11 protein-coding genes are annotated in these 18,280 nt (G+C 70.8%); 8 read left to right on the top strand and 3 right to left on the bottom strand.

What is annotated here, in order from left to right; translation table 11 throughout:
• The 8 genes from AB0M67_RS33205 to AB0M67_RS33170 form a co-directional block, all read left to right on the top strand.
• The coding region (locus AB0M67_RS33205) for an amino acid adenylation domain-containing protein (RefSeq protein WP_365751278.1) at positions 1-2,289 on the top strand (2,289 nt) is incomplete at its 5' end.
• An 87-nt stretch (positions 2,290-2,376) separates the two neighbouring features.
• A complete protein-coding gene (locus tag AB0M67_RS33200) occupies positions 2,377-10,251 on the top strand; it encodes an amino acid adenylation domain-containing protein (RefSeq protein ID WP_365751277.1) in 7,875 nt (2,624 codons plus the stop codon).
• A 70-nt stretch (positions 10,252-10,321) separates the two neighbouring features.
• Positions 10,322-10,531 (top strand): MbtH family protein, encoded by a 210-nt coding sequence (locus AB0M67_RS33195; RefSeq protein WP_365751276.1) that lies wholly within the window; start codon positions 10,322-10,324, stop codon positions 10,529-10,531.
• A 68-nt stretch (positions 10,532-10,599) separates the two neighbouring features.
• Complete coding sequence (locus AB0M67_RS33190) at positions 10,600-10,974, top strand: nuclear transport factor 2 family protein (protein ID WP_365751275.1); 375 nt, start codon at positions 10,600-10,602, stop codon at positions 10,972-10,974.
• Between the two features lie 129 nt (positions 10,975-11,103).
• Positions 11,104-12,264 carry a branched-chain amino acid aminotransferase gene (locus AB0M67_RS33185; protein WP_365751274.1) on the top strand — a complete coding sequence of 387 codons (1,161 nt, stop codon included), beginning with the start codon at positions 11,104-11,106 and terminating at the stop codon, positions 12,262-12,264.
• Positions 12,261-12,764: a YbaK/EbsC family protein gene (locus AB0M67_RS33180; protein ID WP_365751273.1), complete on the top strand. Its 504-nt coding sequence runs from the start codon at positions 12,261-12,263 to the stop codon at positions 12,762-12,764. The genes AB0M67_RS33185 and AB0M67_RS33180 overlap by 4 nt, the downstream gene beginning before the upstream one ends.
• Positions 12,765-12,833: 69 nt before the next feature.
• Positions 12,834-13,646, top strand: coding sequence for an indole-3-glycerol phosphate synthase TrpC (trpC, locus tag AB0M67_RS33175; RefSeq protein WP_365751272.1), 813 nt, complete (start codon positions 12,834-12,836; stop codon positions 13,644-13,646).
• Between the two features lie 1,038 nt (positions 13,647-14,684).
• Positions 14,685-15,482, top strand: a complete 798-nt coding sequence (locus AB0M67_RS33170; protein ID WP_365751271.1) for a winged helix-turn-helix domain-containing protein — start codon at positions 14,685-14,687, stop codon at positions 15,480-15,482.
• A gap of 79 nt (positions 15,483-15,561) precedes the next feature.
• On the opposite strand, the gene AB0M67_RS33165 is transcribed toward AB0M67_RS33170, so the two are convergent.
• The 3 genes from AB0M67_RS33165 to AB0M67_RS33155 are packed head-to-tail and all read right to left on the bottom strand — an operon-like array spanning position 15,562 to position 18,208.
• A complete protein-coding gene (locus tag AB0M67_RS33165; RefSeq protein WP_365751270.1) occupies positions 15,562-16,278 on the bottom strand; it encodes an HAD family phosphatase in 717 nt (238 codons plus the stop codon).
• A 25-nt stretch (positions 16,279-16,303) separates the two neighbouring features.
• The gene (locus tag AB0M67_RS33160) at positions 16,304-16,786 is read right to left on the bottom strand and encodes an Lrp/AsnC family transcriptional regulator (protein WP_365751269.1); all 483 of its coding nucleotides are present in this window, start codon (positions 16,784-16,786) and stop codon (positions 16,304-16,306) included.
• Between the two features lie 57 nt (positions 16,787-16,843).
• Positions 16,844-18,208: a collagen-like protein gene (locus tag AB0M67_RS33155; RefSeq protein WP_365751268.1), complete on the bottom strand. Its 1,365-nt coding sequence runs from the start codon at positions 18,206-18,208 to the stop codon at positions 16,844-16,846.
• Between the last annotated feature and the right edge of the window lie 72 nt (positions 18,209-18,280).

Genomic DNA, 18,280 nt, shown 5'->3' with positions numbered 1-18,280 from the left:
GAGGACATGGTGGGGTTGTTCATCAACTCTCTTCCGGTGCGGGTGCGGTTGGATCCGGGCCGTTCGGTGGTGGAGTGGTTGCAGGGGTTGCAGAGTGAGCAGGTCGAGGCCCGCCGCCATGACCACCTCCCCCTCAACCGCGTCCAAGCACTCAGCGAACTCCCCATGAACCAACCGCTCTTCGACAGCCTCGTCATCTTCGAGAACTATCCCGTCGACACCGACGCCGCCGACCGGCACGGCCTGAGCGTCAGCGAGGTCGGCTCGGTCGAGGCGACCAACTACCCCCTCAATCTGGCCGCGTTCACCGGCAAACGGCTCGTGCTGATCCTGCTCTTCGATCCCGACGTCTTCGACCGCACCACCGTCGAGGGGCTGCGCGACCAGCTCACCCTGCACGCCCGGAGCCTGGTCGAGGTCACGGACGAGAAGATCGCCGGGCTCGGCCTGGTCACTCCCGGCCGGCGGAACGAGATCCTGCGGAGCTGGGGCCGCGGGGCCCCCGGCGACGGCGGCCACACCCTCACCGAGATCTTCGCCGAACAGGTGGCACGGGTCCCGGGCAACACCGCCTTGATCGTGGGTGACGAGCGGGTCTCCTACGCCGAACTGGACGCCCGCGCCAACCGCCTCGCCCATCACCTCGTCGAGCGAGGGGTACGGCCCGACTCCCGGGTCGGCGTCTGCCTCGGACGCCGTACCGAGCTGTTCGTCGCGCTGCTCGCCGTACTCAAAGCGGGCGGGGCGTACGTACCACTGGACCCGGAGTACCCCGCCGACCGCCTGGCCTTCATGGTCGCCGACTCCGGAGCCGGGCTCGTGGTCACGGACAGCGCCTGCGCCGGGGCCCTCCCGCCCACCGACGCCGGACTGCTGCTCCTGGACGACGCCACCGAGCACGCCGCCGTGGCGGCCCGGCCCGGTCACGCGCCGGAGGTGACCGTACGGCCCGACAACCTCGCGCATGTCATCTACACCTCCGGCTCCACCGGCCGGCCCAAGGGCGCCGTACTCCCGCACCGAGGTGTGCTGCGCGTCGCCCGCGATCCCAAGCCGGCGATGACCGAACGCGATGTCGTCGGCCAGCTGGCGACCGTCTCCTTCGACGCCGGCACACTGGAGATCTGGAGCGCCCTGCTCAACGGCGCCGCGCTGGCCGTCAGCCCGACCAGGGTGATGTCCGCGGCCGAGACGGGTGAGTTCCTGCACTCGCGCGGTGTGACCGCGATCTGGATCACCGCCGGACTGTTCCACGAGATCGTGGACAGCGATGTACGGGTCTTCTCGGGCCTGCGGCTGATCATGTCGGGCGGTGACACCCTCTCGCCGGCACACTGCGTCAAGGTGGTCGAGGAGCTGCCCGGTGTCCGCATGATCAACGGCTACGGGCCGACCGAGGGCACCGTCTTCACCTCGCTGTTCGTCGTCAACGACAACTACGCGGGCAGCGGTCCGATGCCGATAGGCACCCCTATCGCGGGCACCGGTGTGTATGTACTGGACGCCGCGCTGCGGCCGGTGCCGCCGGGGGTGGCCGGGGAGCTCTATCTGTCGGGCGACGGTATGGCGCGTGGGTATGTGAACCGGCCCGGGATCACCGCCGAGCGCTTTGTCGCCGACCCGTTCGGTCCGCCGGGCTCCCGGATGTACCGCTCCGGCGACCTGGTGCGCTGGCTGCCCGACGGAAACCTCGACTTCGTCTCCCGTACCGACTTCCAGGTCAAGATCCGCGGACAGCGCATCGAACTCGGCGAGATCGAGTCGGTCGCCGCCGGATATCCGGGCGTCGCCCAGGCGCTGGTGCTGGCACGCGAGGACATCCTGGGCAGCAAACGGCTGGTGGCGTACGTCGTCCCCGAAGCCGGTACGCCGGCACCCGGGCCGGACGAGGTGAAGGGCTTCATCGGCCGCTCGCTGCCCGCCTATATGGTCCCGGCCGCCGTACTCGTCCTCGACGTCTTCCCGCTCACCCCGAACGGCAAGGTCGACCGGCGTGCGCTGCCCTCGCCGGAGGAGATGGCGGGGGAGAGCGGCGAGGGCCTCGCCCCGCGCGACCCGGGCGAGGAGCTGGTGGCCGGGATCTGGGCCGAGGTGCTGGGGCTTGAGAGCGTCGGCGTCCTGGACAACTTCTTCGACCTGGGCGGCGATTCGATCCTCAGCATCCAGGTGATCTCCCGGGTCCGTGAGGTGTTCGCCGTCGATCTGCCCGCCCGCACGCTCTTCGACAACCCGACGGTGGCGGACCTGGCGTCGGCGGTCGAGACCCAGGTGCTGGCGGAACTGGAGTAGTCCACACCAGGAGTGTGGCCCGCGGCCGGAGCACCTGCCTCGGCAGTACCCGTACGACCTCGTGGCACCCGTAGAGGAGAGAGACGCATGGACGCGGCATCGCGCGAGAGCTGGATTCAGTCCCTGCCCGAGCATGTGCGGGACAGGATGCGCTCCCGGCTGGCCGGAGGCGACGACGGGAAGGCCCGGCCCGGCCGGATCACCCCGGCCGGCCGCGACCGTGACCTGCCCCTGTCGTTCGCCCAGCAACGGCTCTGGTTCCTGGACGAGTTCGAGCCAGGCAGCGCGGAGTACAACTCCTGCGCGGCGCTGCGGGTCACCGGCGACCTGGACGTCTCCGCGCTCGCCGCCGCGCTCTCGGCGCTGGTGGTACGGCACGAATCGCTGCGTACCACCTTCGACGCGGTGGACGGGCAGGGCGTACAGCTCATCGGTGAACCCTTCGCGATGCCGGTGCCCGTCACCGAGGTGCCGTCGGCCTCCGGGGCCGAGCGGGATCAGATCGTCAGGAGCCTGCTCAGGGCCGAGGTGACGCGCCCCTTCGAGCTGCGCACCGGTCCACTGCTGCGCGCGCTTCTGGTGAAGCTGGACGACACGACCCACATCCTCGTGCTGACACTGCATCACATCATCACGGACGGCTGGTCGATGGGCATCCTGGAGCGCGAGCTGAGCGCGCTCCACGCCGCTGCCCTGCTGCCGGGGCCGCGTGAGGCCGCCGCCCTGCTCGAACGCGCCGGGCTGACGCCACTGTCCCTCGGGTACGCGGACTTCGCCGTCTGGCAGCGCGAGCGGCTGACCGGCGGCGAGCTGGACCGCCAACTCGACTACTGGCGGCGGAAACTGGCCGCGCTGACACCGCTGGACACGGCCACCGACCGGCCGCGTCCCGCCGTACGCGGATACGCCGGCGCCGTCCACCCCTTCCGGCTGTCCGCCGGACTCACCGAGCGGCTGGCCGCACTCGCGCGGGGACGCGGCGCGACCCTGTTCATGGCCGTGACCGCGCTCAGTCAGCTGCTGCTGTCCCGCCACTCGGGCCGGCGTGACATCGCGGTCGGCACCCCCGTCTCCGGCCGTGACCGGGGAGAGGTCGAGCCGATCGTCGGCTTCTTCGTCAACACCCTGGTGCTGCGGTCGGACGTGGACGAGCTGCGTACGTTCGGGGAGTTCCTGGACTCCGTACGGGAAACGGTGCTGGAGGCGTTCGCCCATGGCGACGCGCCCTTCGAGCAGGTGGTGGACGCCCTGGTCACCGAGCGCGATCTGAGCCGTCCGCCGCTGGTGCAGGCGATGGTCGCGCTCCAGAACGCCCCCTCCGAGCCTCTGCGACTCGACGGCGTCCAGCTGGCCGAGGAGCCGCTGCCTCGTGATTTCTCGCTCTTCGATCTGACCTTCACTTACCGGGAGGAGGGCGGGGAGCTTCGGGGTTCGGTCGAATACAGCACGGATCTGTTCGACGCGTCCACGATCGAGCGGCTGACGGGTCATCTGGTGACGCTCGCCGAGGCGCTGGCCGCCCCGGGTGGTTCCGAGCGTCCGATGGCCGGGCTGGTGATGCTGACCGAGGGCGAGCGGGCGCGTATCGATGCCGACCGGTCAGGTGCGGAGCGGGCGCTGCCGGACACCACCGTGGTCGAGCTGTTCCAGCGGCAGGCGTCCCGTACCCCCGACGCGCCCGCCGTCGTCACCGACGGCGGAACGCTCAGCTACGCCGAGCTGAACGAGCGCGCCAACCGGCTCGCCCACGAGCTGGCCGCCCGGGGCGTCGGCCCCGAGGACGTGGTCGCGCTCTCCATACCGCGCTCCGCCGACCTGATGATGACGCTGTACGCGGTGCTCAAGACAGGCGCGGCGTATCTGCCGGTCGACCCCGACTACCCGGCCGAACGCATCGCCGCGCTGCTCGCCGACGCCCGCCCCGTACATGTGATCACCCAGCATGCCGCCGATCTTCCGGTACGGCCCGGCCCGGGCACCCACCATCTGGTGCTCGACCTGCCCGCCACCCGTGAGGCGCTTGCCTCGCGATCGACGGCGGACCTCACCGACGCGGACCGGCGCGCCCCGCTCCGGCCCGCGAACGCCGCGTATGTCATCTACACCTCGGGTTCCACCGGCCGCCCCAAGGGGGTCGTCGTACCGCACAGCGGGCTCACCAACTACCTGCGCTGGTGCGAGGGTTCCTACCCCGGCATCCGGGGCGGCGCGATCCTGCACTCCTCCGTCTCCTTCGATCTGACCGTCACCACACTGTTCGCGCCGCTCGCCGTCGGCGGCACGGTCCACGTCAGCGTGCTGGAGGACATCGACCCGGGCTCCTGGGGCGCCGACGGGCCCGCGCCCACCTTCATCAAGGCCACCCCCAGCCATCTGCCGCTGCTGGAGTCGCTGCCCGACGAGGTCCTCGCCCATGGCGATCTGGTGCTGGGCGGTGAGCAGTTGCTCGGCGAGGCACTGGCCCCCTGGCGGGCCCGGCACCGCGACGCGAGCGTCGTCAACGAGTACGGGCCGACCGAGGCCACGGTCGGCTGTGTCGTCCACACCCTGGCCCCGGGCGATGCCGACCCGTCGGGCGCGGTCCTGATCGGCAGGCCCTCCTGGAACATGCGTGGCCATGTACTGGACGGGCTGCTGCGGCCGGTGCCCGTCGGTGTGGCCGGTGAGTTGTATCTCGCGGGTGAGCAGCTCGCCCGTGGGTATCTGGGGCGGCCGGGGCTGACCGCGGAACGTTTCGTGGCGGACCCGTTCGGCGCGCCGGGCGGACGGATGTACCGTACGGGCGACCTGGTGCGCCGCACGGCCGACGGCGCCCTGGAGTACCAGGGCCGCACCGACGACCAGGTCAAGATACGCGCGCACCGCGTCGAACTGGGCGAGGTGGAGGCCGCGTTGGCGGCGGCTCCCGGCGTCGGACAGGCGTGTGTGGTGGCCGCGGCTGCCCCCGGCGGGCCCCGGCTGGTGGGGTATGTCACCGCGCGGTCGGGGGCGCCCGAGGGCCCCGGGCCCGACCCGCACGGCCCCGCGCTCGAAGCCGGCGCCGTCAGGGAGTACGTGACCAGGGGGCTGCCCGACTACATGGTCCCCGCCGCCCTCGTCGTCCTCGACGCACTGCCGCTGACCATCAACGGCAAGGTCGACCGCGGGGCGCTGCCCGCCCCCGACCCCTCGCTCTTCGCGGCCACCGCCGAGCGCGTCGCCCCGCGCAACGCCATGGAAGAGGCGTTGGCCGGCATCTGGATGCGGGTGCTCCACCTCGACGACATCGGCGTTCTCGACAACTTCTTCGAGCTGGGCGGCAATTCGATCCTCAGCATCCAGGTGATCTCCCGGGTGCGGAAGACCTTCGGGATCGAGCTGTCCGCCCGCGCGCTCTTCGACCGGCCGACCATCGCCGAGTTCGCGGAGCGGGTCACCGAGGGCCGCGCCGCCGGGCACACCGCGCGGATCACCCCGGCGGGCCGCGATCGCGGCCTGCCGCTGTCATTCGCGCAACAACGCCTGTGGTTCCTGGACGAGTTCGAGTCGGGCAACCCGGCCTACAACGCGGGCGGGGTACTGCGGCTCACCGGACCGCTGGACATCTCCGCGCTCTCCGCCGCGCTGTCGGCCCTGGTCGTACGGCACGAATCGCTCCGTACCACCTTCGACGCGGTCGACGGCCGCGCCGTACAGCTGATCGGTGATCCCTACGAGGTCCCCGTCCCGGTCACCGAGCCCACCGCGACCGGTCCGGGCGAGCGTGAGCGGGAGCTACAAGCCACCCTGGCCGCCCAGTTCGCCCTGCCGATGGACCTGCGGAACGGTCCGCTGCTGCGCGCCCTGCTGGTCCGCGCGGCGCCGGACGACCACGCGCTCGCCGTGACGATCCATCACATCGTCACGGACGGCTGGTCGATGGGCGTGGTCTCGCGCGAGCTCGGCGCTCTCTACAACGCCGCCCTCGAAACCGGCTCGCGCGACGCCGCCCAGCTGCTGCGGCACAGCACCCTGCCCCCGCTCCCCGTGCAGTACGCGGACTACGCCGTATGGCAGCGCGAACATCTCACCGAGCGGGAACTCGACACCCGACTCGACTTCTGGCGACGGAAGCTGGCCGGGGTCCAGCCCCTGGAACTGCCCGCCGACCGGCCCCGTCCCCCCATTCTCGGCTACTCCGGGGCGCTGCACACCTTCCGGCTCTCCGCCCGTGCCACCGACGCACTGACCCGCGCGGCCCAGGAACACGGCGCGTCCCTCTTCATGGCCACCACGGCGCTCACCTCCCTGCTGCTCGCCCGCTGGTCCGGTCGTCGGGACATCGCGCTCGGCACGCTCAGCTCCGGACGCGACCGAGCCGAGGTCGAGGGGCTGATCGGCTTCTTCGTCAACACCCTGGTGCTGCGGTCGGACGTGGACGAGCTGCGTACGTTCGGGGAGTTCCTCGACTCCGTACGGGAAACGGTGCTGGAGGCGTTCGCGCATGGCGACGCGCCGTTCTCCCGGGTGGTCGACGCGGTCGTCACCGAACGCGATCTGAGCCGTCCGCCACTGGTGCAGGCGCTGATCGCCTTCCAGAACACACCCGCCGCCCCGATGCGGCTGCATGGCGTGGAACTCTCCGAGCAGCCGCTCTCCCGTGATTTCTCGCTCTTCGATCTGACCTTCACCTACGGGGAGGAGGGCGGGGAGCTACGGGGTTCGGTCGAATACAGCACGGATCTGTTCGACGCGTCCACGATCGAGCGGCTGACCGGTCATCTGGTGACGCTCGCCGAGGCGCTGGCCGCCCCGGGTGGTTCGGAGCGTCCGATGGCCGGGCTGGTGATGCTGACCGAGGGCGAGCGGGCGCGTATCGATGCCGACCGGTCAGGTGCGGAGCGGGCGCTGCCGGACACCACCGTGGTCGAGCTGTTCCAGCGGCAAGTGGCCCGTACCCCCGACGCGCCCGCCGTCGTCAGCCATGGCACCACCCTGAGCTACACGGAGTTGAACGAGCGCGCCAACCGGCTCGCGCACCATCTGATCGCCCAGGGCGTCGGCCCGGAGGATGTGGTCGCGCTCGCGCTGCCCCGCTCCCTCTCCCTCGTCGTCGCGCTGCTCGCCGTCCTCAAGACGGGCGGCGCGTATCTGCCGCTCGACCCCGGTCACCCCGCCGACCGGCTCGCGTACACACTGCGGGACGCGGAGCCCGTCCACGTACTGACCGACACCGCCACCCGCGACCTCGTCGCGGACAGCAAGAGCCCCGTACTGCTCCTCGACAGCCCGGCGGGCAGCGGCGGTTACGACCCCGCGGCCTACGCGGCGGAGGATCCGGTACGGCGGCACGCCGCCCAGCACCCGGCGTATGTGATCTACACGTCGGGCTCCACCGGACGGCCCAAGGGTGTGGTGATCCCGCACGCGGCGCTGGCCACCTTCCTCGTCTGCATGGCCGACCGGTTCCCGCTCACCGCCGCCGACCAGCTGCTGTCCGTCACCACCATCAGCTTCGACATCGCGGCACTGGAGATCTATCTCCCGCTGCTCGCCGGAGCGAGCGTGATCGTCGCGGAGCAGGAGGCCGCCGGCGATCCCGACCGGCTCGCCCGGATCCTGGAGGACTCCGGGGCGGGCATCATGCAGGCCACCCCGTCGCTGTGGCGGATGCTGCTGGCCGTACGGCCCGATGTGGTCAAGGGGCTGCGGGTACTCGTCGGCGGCGAGGCGCTGCCGCCGGATCTCGCGGAGCGGCTCGCCGGTTCCGCCACGAGCGTCACCAACCTCTACGGTCCGACCGAGGTCACCATCTGGGCGACCACCGAGGACGTACGGCGCGGTGTACGGCACGGGATCGGCGGGCCGGTGTGGAACACCCGACTGCACATACTGGACGGGCTGCTGCGGCCCGTGCCCGTCGGTGTGCCCGGTGAGCTGTATCTCGCGGGCGAGCAGCTCGCCCGGGGGTATCTGGGGCGGCCGGGGCTGACCGCGGAACGTTTCGTGGCGGACCCGTTCGGCGCGCCGGGCGCGCGGCTGTACCGTACCGGCGACCTGGTGCGATGGACCGACCGCGGCACCGTCGAGTACCTCGGCCGCACCGACCACCAGGTCAAGATCCGCGGGCTGCGGATCGAACTGGGCGAGGTGGAGGCCGTGTTGGCCGCCGCGCCCGGCGTCGGACAGACGTGTGTGATCGCCGCAGAGGGCCCGAGCGGGCCCCGGCTGGTCGGCTATGTCACGCCGCACCCGGACGGCCCCGCGCTCGACACCGACGCGCTGCGCCGGCACGCGGGGCTGACGCTGCCCGACTACATGATCCCCACCGCCCTCGTCGTCCTGGGCGAACTGCCCCTGACGGCCAATGGGAAGGTCGACCGCAAGGCGCTCCCGGCGCCGGAGCCGACCGGCACGGCCGGGAACCCCGACGCGCGGCCGGTCTCCGACACCGAAGTGCTGCTCGCCGGGATCTTCGCCGAACTGCTCGGCCTCGACGAGGTGGGCCTGGACGACAACTTCTTCCATCTCGGCGGTGACTCGATCCTCAGCATCCAGCTGGTGGCGCGCGCCCGCGCGGCGGGGGTGGCCCTCACCTCGAAGGACATCTTCCGCGCCGCGACGGTCCGCGCGCTGGCGGAACTGGTCGACAGCGCGGCGCACGGCCCGGGCGACGGACCGGCGTCAGCGACCGCGACGACGGCGGGGCCGCTGCCGCTCACCCCCGTACAACACCGCTTCTTCGAGACGTACCGCACCGACCCGCACCACTACAACATGTCCGTCCAGCTGGAGCTGGCGCCGGACACCGACCACAACGCGCTGATCCGGGCTGTCACCGCCGTCCTGGCGCGCCACGAGGCCCTGCGGACCCGTTTCACCGGCGGCGCCACCGGACGCACCCAGCGCATCGCCCCGGAGTCGGAGGCCGTCCCCGTCGCCCGACGGGACATCTTCGGTGTCACCGCGCGCGAGCTGGCGGCGGTCATGGACCGGGCGGCGGCCGAGGTCCAGGCATCGCTGGACCTCGCCGAAGGGCCCCTGGCGCGCGCCGTCCTCTTCGACGGCGGCGCCGGCAGCGTGCCCCGACTGCTCCTGGTCGCCCACCACTTGGTGACCGACGCGGTCTCGCTGCGCGTCCTGCTCGCGGACCTCGACGCCGCCTACCGGCAGGCACGAGAGGGCGAGCCGGTACGGGTCGAGCCGGTCCGCACCTCGTTCGCGCAGTGGGCCGCGCGGTTGTACGCGCACGCCCGGGACGGAGCCTTCGCATCCGAACTCCCCTATTGGAAAGAGGTGCTGGGGCGCGAATCCGCTCCTCTTCCGGTGGACGGACCGGGACCGAATACAGTCGCTTCGGAAGCGGAATTCACCGTCGAACTGGACGAGGCGGAGACCGAGGCGCTTCTGCGTACGGCGCCCGCCGCGTTCCGTGTCCGTACGGAGGACATTCTGCTGACCGCGCTCGGCGCGAGCCTTTCCGGCTGGGCGGGTGGCGCCGGTGTCACCATCGACCTCGAAGGCCATGGCCGCGAAGAGCTGTTCGACGACCTCGATCTGTCGCGTACGGTCGGGTGGTTCACCGCCATCCATCCCGTCCATCTGAACGTCCCCGGTGATCAGTCGCCGAGGGCGCGCGTGAAGCTCGTGGGCCGGCAGCTGCGTGCCGTCCCCGGGCAGGGACTGGGGTACGGCGCCCTGCGCCATGTCGAGCGGGAGCCCGCGCTGGTCGACGCGCCCGCGCCCCAGGTGGTCTTCAACTACCTCGGCCGGTTCGACGACGCCCCGGGAGCCACCGAGGGCGGTCCGGTACGCGCCGTGCTTCCGGCCGTCGCCCAGCGGAGCGACCGCGCCGAGCGGCCCCAGCTGCTCGATATCACCGGGGTCGTCATCGGCGGACGTTTCAGGCTCGCCATCCGCTACTCCAGCGCGACGCATCACGAAAAGACCATCGCCGGGGTCTCCGAGGAATTCATGCGCGAATTGCGCGCGCTCCTCGGCTGACGGCCCTCGTCTCCGAATTCACATCCGCATCCGAATCCGCGTCCGAATCCGCATGAGAGGGAAAAGGGAAATGTCGGTACCGTTCGAGAATGATGAAGCCTTCTATCTCGTACTCGTCAATACGGAGGGTCAGCACTCGGTGTGGCCCACCTTCGCCGATGTGCCCAAGGGCTGGGAGGTCGTCTTCGGCCCGCGGCTGCGGCAGGAGTGCCTCACCTTCGTGGAGACCCACTGGACCGATATGCGGCCCAAGTCCCTGATCGAGGCCATGGGCGGGTGACGTGCCCCGTACGGGCCGTACACCCGTACAGCCCGCACAGACCGTACACACCGGATGGAGGACAGCAGATGACCGAGAGCTCTCCCACCGAGGTCAATGTGGACCGGGTGCGTGAGTACTACCGGCTGGTGGACGCGGACGATGTCCTCGGACTCGTCTCCCTCTTCGCGGAGGACGCCGTCTACCGGCGGCCGGGATACGAACCCATGCGCGGTCACACCGGTCTGACCGCCTTCTACACCGGCGAGCGCGTGATCGAGAGTGGTCGGCACACCGTCGCCACGATCGTCGCGCGGGGCGACCAGGTCGCGGTCAACGGAGTCTTCGAGGGCGTCCTCAAGGACGGCCGCCAAGTCCAGCTGGAGTTCGCCGACTTCTTCCTGCTCAACGGCGAGCGGCGATTCAGCCGGCGGGACACCTACTTCTTCGCCCCACTGGTGTGACCTACGGCCGCTCCGGCCGCACACCGTGTCTCATCGCCCGGCCCCGCCTCGCACCCCTCCTCACCCCGCACCCCTCACCCCGCCACACCCCGATCGCACGAACCGCCACAGGAGGCCGGAGTGCATATCGTGACCACACCCGTTGCCCGACCACTGACGGCGCGGGAGCGCGCCGAGCGCTGCGCCGCCCCCGCCTTCGGCACCGCGTTCACCGAGCACATGGTCTCCGCCCGATGGAACCCCGAACAGGGCTGGCACGACGCCGAGTTGGTGCCGTACGGTCCGCTGCTCCTGGACCCCGCCACGGTCGGTCTGCACTACGGCCAGGTCGTCTTCGAGGGGCTCAAGGCGTTCCGTTCGCACACCGGCGAGGTCGCGGTCTTCCGGCCGGACGCGCACGCCGCACGGATGCGCGCCTCGGCCCGCCGCCTCATGATGCCCGAGCCGCCCGAGGAACTGTTCCTCTCGGCGGTGGACGCCCTGGTCGCCCAGGACCAGGAGTGGATACCCGACGACCCCGGCATGAGTCTCTATCTGCGCCCCATCCTCTTCGCGAGCGAGCGCACTCTCGCTCTGCGTCCCGCCCGTGAATACCGCTTCCTGCTGGTCGCGTTCATCACCGAGGGCTACTTCGGCCCTGCCCAGCGCCCGGTACGGGTGTGGGTCACCGACGAGTACTCCCGGGCCGCCGCCGGCGGCACCGGAGCCGCCAAATGCGCGGGCAATTACGCCGGAAGCCTGCTCGCCCAGGAGGAGGCCCAGCGCAAGGGGTGCGACCAAGTCGTCTGGCTCGACCCGGTGGAGCGCCACTGGGTCGAGGAGATGGGAGGCATGAATCTCTTCTTCGTGTACGGATCCGGTGGCTCGGCCCGGTTGGTCACCCCGCCGCTGACGGGCAGTCTGCTGCCCGGCGTCACCCGTGACGCGCTGCTGCGACTGGCCCCCACCCTCGGTGTGCCCGTGAGAGAGGCACCGCTGAGCCTGGAGCGGTGGCGGGCCGACTGTGCCTCCGGTGCGATCACCGAGGTCTTCGCGTGCGGTACCGCGGCCCGGATCAGCCCCGTCAACGAGGTCAGCACCAAGGACGGCTCCTGGACCATCGGCGCGGGCGCTCCTGGCGATGGCGCCGTCGGCGAGGACGGCCTCGGCAAGCGCGCCGGCGCGGTCGCGGCCGGCGAGGTCACCGGCAGACTCTCCGCCGCGTTGTTCGGTATCCAGCGCGGCGAACTGCCCGACTCCCACTCCTGGATGCGGCCGGTGTCCCCGGCCAGACAGTCGGCGACCACATGAACGAGACCGCCGGTCGCGACGAACACGTCGCGTCGCAGCGTCTGTTGAACGTGCTGGAGGAGTCGGGCGCACGCTACGAACTCCTCACGCACGCGCCCGAGGGCCGGACCGCGCTCGCCAGCGCGCTGCGCGGCCATGCCCTGACGGCGGCGGCCAAATGCATGATCGTCACCGTTCTCGGCGGCACCCCGGCCGAGCGGCACATCCTCGCGGTGATCCCCGGCGACCGCCGGGTGGACCTGGAGCGGGTCGCGAAGGAGTGCGGCGGAACGCGTGCCCAACTCGCCCGGCGTGACCTCGCGGAGAGCCTGACCGGCTGTGTGAGCGGCAGCATCATCCCGTTCTCGTTCCATGACGAGCTGTCCGTGCTCGCCGACCCCGCGCTCTGCGCGGAGCCGACGCTCTACTTCAACGCGGCCAGGCTGGACCTGTCGGTGGCGCTCGCCACCGAGGACTATCTGGCCCTCGCCAACCCCAAGATCGTCCCGATCGCCTCCTGACGCGGGCGGTGAGCGAGCGCCGTCCGGGCCGGCCGGAAATGTGAGGCACTGTGAGAGGACCGACACCCCATGACCGTGCTCGACGAGATCATCGGCGGAGTGCGCGAAGACGTCGCCGAGCGTCAACGACGCGTTCCCGAAGCCGAGTTGCGTGACCGGGCGCTGAACCGGGCGCCCGCCCTCGACGCCGCGGCCGTGCTGCGCGGCGGCACGGGCGTACGCGTCATCGCCGAGGTGAAGCGAGCCGGCCCGGCCACGGGCGCGCTGGCCGCCATCACCGACCCGGCGGCGCTGGCAGGGGAGTACGAAAGGGGCGGCGCGGCGGCGGTGAGCGTCCTGACGGAGGAGCGTCGCTTCCACGGCTCGCTCGCCGATCTGGACGCGGTCCGCGCCCGGGTACGGATCCCCGTACTGCGCAAGGACTTCGTCGTCACTCCGTATCAGCTGTGGGAGACCAGGGCGCATGGAGCGGACCTGGCGCTGCTGATCGTGGCGGCGCTCGCGCAGGATGAGCTGGCCGCGCTGCTGAAGCTCGCGGGTGAACTGGGGCTCACCGCACTGCTGGAGGTGCACGACGAGGAGGAGACCGATCGCGCGCTCGCACTCGGCGCGTCGGTGATCGGTGTCAACGCCCGCGATCTGAGGACCCTCCGTATTGACCGCGGAACCTTCGCGCGGCTCGCCCCGCGTATCCCGGAGGGGGTGGTACGTATCGCGGAATCCGGTATCCGGGGGCCCGAGGACATGGCCCACGTCGCCGCGCACGGCGCGGACGCGGTGCTGGTGGGACAGGCCCTCGTTACCGCCGCGGGTCCGGGCCCCGCGCTGGCGGCACTGCGCGCGGCGGGCCGGGACGGGGCCGGGCACCGCGGTCGCCGGTAAACCCCGGCCGGGGTCGGCGGGGCACGTCGCGGTCCCGGTGGTCTCGGCCGTAAGGATCCTCTCCGTGTCATTCGTCGCCCGCATTCCGGTACGCCCCTGCCCGGCCGGAATCCCATTTCCACCGCCGAATCCGCGTGTGTCACCGCATGCCCTTCCGCCCCGCTTCGCGTGTGGCGGTTTCCCGCACGTTTTTCCGTACCGACCAACCGGTCTGTCCCTGTTCCAGGTTCCCCGCGCCCCATGCCTCTACCACGACAGGCCACTCGAACTCGCCTTTCTGGTGGCGGAAATGCTCGCCGGTCCCTCGCCTCGGGATCCCTCTGACGACGTCTCGCGGATGCGGCCGATCGGCGTGGCCGGGCATCGCCGGTTGTGGAACCGGTGGGGATGGGATAGGCACCGCGCCGGAACCACGTATGACCTGCCGCATTACCGGCGGAAGCGGAGGGAGGACAGCCGGACCGAAGGGGAGAGTTTTAGCCCCCGCCAAAGCCTTCTCGCGTGCTACTACGGCATTCCGGCCACATTTCCGGGAGATTTTCCGACCCAGGTCCATTCCGGCATAGGGAGAACGCCGCCGATGGCTCGGCCCCTTTGTTGGGCGCGGCTCGGGACTACGGCTAAACTCCTGGAAAACGGCGGGGTTGACGCGCCTTCAACTACAGCTGACCCCTCTTGGGCAGGTGCAGCCAGCTGTACCTCCATAGGCGTGCGGCCTCCCCTGTCGGATGTGATGAGGCGGACGCACTATGGAAGTCATCGAGGCCGGCGGTACTTTCGAATGTTTCCGATGTTTCCGATTGGCCTTGGCGACTCGTGGTAACGTCGAATGCACTCGCGAGTTGAAACGGTGGGAGCGGCTCGTCGCCGGTGAATCCGAGTCCGGGTCGACAGTGCGCACGGATCCTGCGGGGGAGTATGCGTCGCATATATTTTACGCCTGAGAGCCTGTCGCAAACCAGAGTTCTTCCGCAGGTCGATCACATACGAGAGTCCCTCTTCGCCCTCGAAGAGCTGAGCCTGGGCGGCGGAGGACCGGTGTTCAAGCCATGGCGCAAGAAGCTGGGCAACTCCGGCAATATCCGCGCGCTGGTGAGGCTCGCCCAAGTGGTCCGCCCCGTCCCGGACATCGACCAAGTGGTGCGAAGGCTGGGACTTGACGCGCGTAGCGCCACGGAGGACGGCGACCTCCCGGATATGTCCAGGTCCCGGGAGAGACCCCAAGTCGTCCAGGATCTTGAGGAGTTCCACCGCATCGCGATAGCGCCGTACTGGAAAGCCATCTCCAAGCGACTGCACGCGGACCGCACCGCGCGCGGTCAGATCATGCTCAGCGACGGAGTCGGCAAACTGCTCTCCACCCTCCACCCGGCCATCCGCTGGGACGCGCCGATTCTCGAAGTCCCCGGAAACGGGGATGACTTGAAACTGGAATCGGGCGGACTGGCACTGGCGCCCTCACTCTTCCTGGCGGGCCGCCCACCGGTGCTCTCCGGCGGCGGATCCGACGGGCGTCCGGTGACCCTGATCTACCCCACACGTGCCAACCCCGAGTGGGCGGACTCGCTGTGGGAGTCCAAGGGCGGCGCCGAGCACGCGCTGCACGCGCTGGTGGGACGTACCCGCGCATCGGTCCTGGAGGCGCTCACCAGCAGCTGCACCACCACCGAGGTCGGCGAGAGCGTGGGGATCTCCTCGGCGGCGGCCAGTCAGCACACCTCGGTGCTGCGCACGGCGGGGCTGATCACCACCCTGCGTACCTTCAACAAGGTGCAGCACACCATCACCCCGCTGGGTGTCGCGCTGCTCAACGGAGATATGGCGGACCGAAGCTGAGACCCCTGGCCGGATCCCTGCACCGGACCCCGGCACCGGCACCGGGCCGGCCCCGGCACCGGCCCCGGCCATCGGGTGATCAGCGGGACGACGGGACCGGTGGGCCCTGCTCCCCGACGATCCACGCGTACGCGGCCTGCGCCGTGAACTCGCTCTGTCCGCCGGGGAAGACCAGCCCCGCCGTATCGAACGCCGGATCGAGAGGCGCGCCGGGCGCCGGAGCATAGGGGACCGCGACACATCGCATCCCGGCGGCCCGTGAGGCGATCACACCGGGCACGGCGTCCTCCAGCACCACGCAGCGGGCGGGTTCGGCTCCCAGCCGGCGCGCCGCCTCCACGAAGACATCCGGCTCCGGCTTGCCACGATCGACCTCCTCGGCCGAGACGGTCGTGGCGAAATACGCGTCAAGTCCGGTGACGGCGAGCGCCAGATCGATGGCCGCCCCGGACGAACCGGATGCCACGGCCATGGGCACGCCCTCCGTCGCCAGCCGCTCCACCAGCTTCCGCATCTGCGGGAACGCCTCGGTCGAGGCGCGCACCCGCTCCAGATAGAGCCGGTTCTTCTCGGCGAGCAGGGTGTCCACCGGCGCGTCGAGCGCGTACTCCTCGCGCAGCGCCTCCAGCGTCTCGCGGGTGCCGATTCCGATGAACCGGCTGTGCTGCTCCCAGCTGAAGTCGGACACACCGTACTGGGCCAGAAGCAGCCGTCCGGCTTCGAAATAGTTCGGTTCACTGTCGACGAGTGTTCCGTCGAGATCGAAGATGACCGCAAGCGTAGGGGAAGTGCTCATACGTCCCAGCATGCCAAGCGCTCCGTCAGCGTCGCTCGCCGACGGACCGGCCCACCGACTCGACCAGCGGCAGCAGCCGGTGCGGCACCCGCTCGCGCAGGGCCATCTCCGTACGGGTACGGACCACACCCGGCAGCTGGATCAGACGCTGGACCACATCCTCCAAATGGCCGTTGTCGCGGGCCACGACCCGGGTGAGCAGATCCCCGGCGCCCGTGATCGAGAACGCCTCGACGATCTCGGGGACCTCGGCGAGCGCTTCACCGACCTCGTCCAGATGCCCCTGTGTGACCTCGATATGGACAAAAGCGAGCACCGGATGGCCAAGGGCGGCGGGGGAGAGGAACGGCCCCGTGCCGGTGATCACTCCCTCCCGCTCCAGCCGGTCGAGGCGGGCCTGGAGCGTTCCCCGGGCGATCCCGAGGATGCGCGCGTACTCCCGCACGCTCGTACGCGGCTGCTCGATGAGGAGCCGCAGGATGCGGGTGTCGAGCGTGTCCACCGCCATCGTCCGCCGACCTCCTGCTGTCCATGGGTACGGCCCGCGCCTGTGCCAATGGCTCCATTATGTGGGACCGGCCTGAGCCATCCGCCCCGGGCCGTCCGGCGATGCCGGCGACGGCAGACTGATCCCCTCGGCCGCCTCGCGGCCGGTGTCGCCCCTGCCGTCGTCAGCGCCGGGGGAGCGGTCGTCCAGTGTGATGGTGACGGTGGTGCCCGCGGGGGTGAGTACGTCGAGGCCGGCGCCGACGCGCTCGTACAGGGCGGTGGCCAGTGCCCAGTCGCCGTCACCCGCGTCCGCGGTGTGCCGGGTGGTGAACAGGGAGATCAGGACGGCGATCAGCGAGCGTCCTGACAGCGCGGCGGCGACCCGGTCGTCGCCCCGGTCGGTGATCCGAGGAGGCATCCGGAAGTGGGAGTGGCGGCCCGCCAGACCGGTGATGAACTCCCAGGTGTCACGGTGGCAGACCAGGGACGCCGAAGACACCCGGGCGGCGCGCTTCAGCAGCTCACCGTGCTCATCGGTCACAGGCGGCGCGGGCGGCACAGGCGGCACAGGCGGCGCGGGGGGCTCGGTGGACCCGGTGAGCCCGGGGGTCACCGAGGGTGCGGGCGGCAGCGGTGGGGAGGGCTCCCGGGGCGCGCGCCGGGTCTCCTCCGCGTCGTCCATACGGGAGGTCAGCGCGGTGATGTCCGCACGGACCGCGGCCAGCTCGCCACGGGCCTCTTCGAGGTGCGCCAGCAACGGCCCGAACTCCCGGCGCAACGCGTCCAGGAGCGAAGGCGCCACCCGCTCGCTCAACCCCGGCGAGGACCCCTCGGTCGTGATGCCCTGGGGGAGCGCCGATCGCTGGTACGACGCCGGTGACTCGGGCGGCGCCGAGGGGTCGGGCGAGGGTTCGGGCGGTGCCGATGGCTCGGGCGAGGGCGACCCCGAGAGCACGGTCCTGGCGTCGTCCTCCTCACGCTGGCTGGGAACGCTGGGAACGCCGGGAACACCGGGCAGAGCGGGGGCACCAGACATACCGGGAACGCCCGCCACCCCTGGCACGCCGGGCGGCAGAAGCGGTCCGCCGAGTGTCTCGAAGGGCAGGCCCGGCTGACCGGCGGCCCCGGGACGGAGGACTTCGACCGCCTCCTTCAGCTGCTGCACCTCGTCCTGGAGGATCTCCACGGCGGACTCGACGGCCTGCCCCAGCTCGTCCCTGCCGCGCGCCAGGCCCTCCCTCGTCTCCCGCAGCTCCGTACGCAGCTCAGTCAGCCCGGAGGCAAGGGCCTCATGGGTGGCCCGGTGCGCCTCGTCGCCCGCCATCCGGAGCCGGTCGAACCCCTCGGCGAGGGACGCCCGCAGCTCCCTGCGTGTATCGGTCAGCGAGTTGTGCAGCATGCTGAGCAGGGTGTGGGAGCCGTCGTCCTTGTTCCGGGCCAACACTGTTCCTCGTCTCTACGGTGAGTAGTCACCTGATCTCTGGCAGTACTCGCCCCGGGCGAAACCTCGGGG

The organism is Streptomyces sp. NPDC051662 (genome assembly GCF_040681655.1).
In the GTDB taxonomy this organism is placed as follows: Bacteria; Actinomycetota; Actinomycetes; order Streptomycetales; family Streptomycetaceae; genus Streptomyces.
Note: the sequence above shows the minus strand (reverse complement) of the source record. Positions and strands in the feature narration are given on the sequence as shown.